At 72.4% G+C, this 2,928-nt stretch carries 2 protein-coding genes; both read right to left on the reverse strand.

Translation table 11 applies throughout. From position 1 onward, the window contains the following. On the reverse strand, window positions 1-768 hold a 768-nt coding region (locus HUW62_RS46645; RefSeq protein ID WP_176438120.1), incomplete at its 3' end, for a chemotaxis protein CheB. Window positions 769-848: 80 nt separating this feature from the next. Then, window positions 849-2,522, reverse strand: coding sequence for a response regulator (locus HUW62_RS46650; protein WP_368670657.1), 1,674 nt, complete (start codon window positions 2,520-2,522; stop codon window positions 849-851). Window positions 2,523-2,928 lie beyond the last annotated feature (406 nt).

A 2,928-nucleotide genomic window follows, 5' to 3' on the forward strand; every position in this document is an offset into this window, starting at 1 on the left:
GTCCCGCTCCACCCCCGCCTTGAGCGCCACCCGCCCGCGGAAGGGAATCACCGTGTGCATCCCCGGCGGGGCGATGAGCACGTGCCCCGGCATCAACGGCTCGCCGTCCTGCGCAAGCCGCACCTTCAGCCGGCTCGTGTTGCCCAGCCACCCCGCCAGCGACTCCGCGAAGGCCGCGTTGATGTGCTGGACGATGACGATGGGCGCCGGGAAGTCGGCCGGCAGTTCGGAGAGCATCCGGTTCAACACCTGCGGCCCGCCCGTGCTGGCGGCCACCACCACCACGCCCATGGACACCGCGGGCAGCACCGACGTCGTCACCCGGGGAGGGGTGATGGTGCCCTTCTGGGCCCGGCGCAGGTGCCGGATGACGCGCACCGAGGAGAGCAGCTTGATTTCCCGCACCAGGTTCCACGCCTCGGGGCCGGCGTCGATGGCGGGCTTGATTTGAAGCGCGAGCGCGCCCAGCTCCAGCGCGCGGTACGTCAGCTCCGGGGCCTGCGAGCGCGGGTCCGCCGTCAGCACCAGGATGGGCGTGGGGCACTCGGCCATGATGTGCTCGGTGGCCGTCAACCCGTCCATGACGGGCATGTCCACGTCCATGGTGATGACGTGGGGGCGCAGCTCCTTGGTCATCTCCACGGCCTGCTTGCCGTCCGCGCAGGAACCCACGACCTCGATGTCGGGGTCCTTGCTCAGCGCCTCGCAGATGAGCTGTCGGCAGATGAGTGAGTCATCGACCACCAGCACCGACACTTTCTTGCCCATGCCCTGTCCATACCCCGTACGCGAGGCCACGAGTATAGCCAATGCTCCGCCGTGTCCTCAGGAGGTTGAGCGGGGGCCCTTCAGGACAGGAGCCGGCCCACCACATCCACCAGGTCCTGGCGCACCAGATCTCCCTTGGTGATGTAGCCGTCCGCCCCGGCCGCCAGCCCACGCCGCCGGTCCTCCTCGCCACCACGGGTGGTGAGGATGACGACGGGCATCCGGGCCATGGTGGGATGCCCCTTCAGGCGCCGGGTCAGCTCCAGGCCGTCCATTCCGGGCATCTCCAGGTCCGTCACGACCAGGTCTACCGGCGCCCCTTCCAGGGCATCCAGCGCGTCCGCCCCGTCGGCGGCCATGACGGTGTCGTACCCCACGGCCTCCAGGAGGTTGGAGATGAGCTCCCGCGTCAACGGCGAGTCGTCCACCACGAGGATGCGGCGGCGGCGGGACTCGGCTCCGGGGGAGGTCGAGCGGGGCAGCTTCAGCGGGGACGTCCCGTGGGCGCTGGCGGTGAGCCAGGCGGCGGAGAGGACCATCGCCAGCCGGCCGTCGGCCAGGGACGTGGCTCCGGCGAGGTGGCCGAAGCGGGCCATCACCCCGCGAAGGGGGAGGATGGCCTGGACCCGCTCCTCCAGGACGCGGTCCACCACGACGGCGGCGGCGCCGCTCTGGCTGCGCACCACCAGGACGAGCTCCCCCTCGCGCACCTCCCGCTCCTGAGCCAGGCCCAGGAGCGCGCCCAGGGAGGCCAGCGGCAGCACCCGCCCCTCCACGAGCAGCGAGGGACGGCCGGCCACCTCGCACAGGTGGATAGGCTCCACCTTGAGGGCCCGCGAGACGTGGGTGGCGCTCAGCGCGAGCGTCTCCTGGCCCACCTGGACGAAGAGCAGCGGCGCCACGGTGAGGGAGACGGGGACGCGCAGCTCGAAGATGGTGCCCCAGCCGGGCGCGGACTCCACGCCCACGTCGCCGCCCAGGCCCTGGATGGAGGCACGGACGGCGTCGAGCCCCACGCCCCGCCCCGACAAGTCGGTGGCGACCTCGCGCGAGGTGAAGCCGGACAGGAAGATGAGCTCGCGGGCCGCGGCGTCCGAGAGGGCGTTGGCGGCGCTCTCGTCCAGGGTGCCCCGGCGCACGGCGACCCGGCGCAGCTCGGCGGGGTCCAGGCCCAGGCCGTCGTCCTCGACGCGGAGGATGATGCGGCTGCCTTCCCGGGCGGCGCGCAGCGTGAGGCAGCCCCGAGGGTGCTTGCCCGACGTCACCCGGTCCACCCGCGTCTCCAGGCCGTGGTCCAGGGCGTTGCGCACCAGGTGCATCAGCGGCTCGCGCAGCGCTTCCACCACGGCCCGGTCCGCGCGGGTGTCCTCGCCGTCGACGACCAGCTCCACTTCCTTGCCGAGCGAGCGAGACAAGTCGCGGACCATGCGCGGGTAGGGCTCGAAGAGGACGGACAAGGGCAGCATCCGCAGGCCCTGCACCTCCTCCACGACGAGGCCCAAATCTCGGAGCTCCTCGTTGGACAGGAGCTTGGACTCGCGATGGAGGTCGGCGGCCAGCTCCTTGGCGGTTCCCAGACGGGCGACCAGGGCCACTGCCGCGGGCCCCAGGTCCTCCGCCTCGCGGGCCAGTTGACCGAGCTCCCGGGCCAGGGCCAGCCGCCGGGCGTTGGCGCGCTCTCGCCGCCGAGCCACCTGGGCCAGGTTGGTCACCGCGCTGGTCAACAGGTCCAGGCTGGCCACATCGATGCGCACCGCGTCCATGCGCGTCTCGACCTGGCGGGGCGCCGCGGTGGTGCCCCCTTGCTGCGCCCCACCCTGCCCCGGTGCCCGAGGCGCCGTGATGGATGAAGTCGCCGGAGAGGTCCCCGCTCCAGAAGCAGCGGTGCCAGTCCGAGAAGGGCTCGCGGCGGGGCTTCCTTCTGGGCGAGGCGCGGAGGGCCAATTGCGGGCCCGTGACGAAGCAGGCGTGCCGCCCGTCGCCAGGAGACTTCCCACCGGGCTCCGAGCAGGAGTCTCCACGGGAGTGCCGCTGCTGACCCGCCACATCCCCGTGCCCGAGCCACGCCGGGGCGTCTCCTCGACGGAGGCACTGCCTCCCCTCGACATCGCGGTGCCTGAACCACTGTGCGCGCTCTCGACGGAGGCACCGGCCCCCACC

It is taken from the genome of Myxococcus sp. AM011 (genome assembly GCF_013372595.1).
GTDB classification, from domain to species: domain Bacteria; phylum Myxococcota; class Myxococcia; order Myxococcales; family Myxococcaceae; genus Myxococcus; species Myxococcus eversor.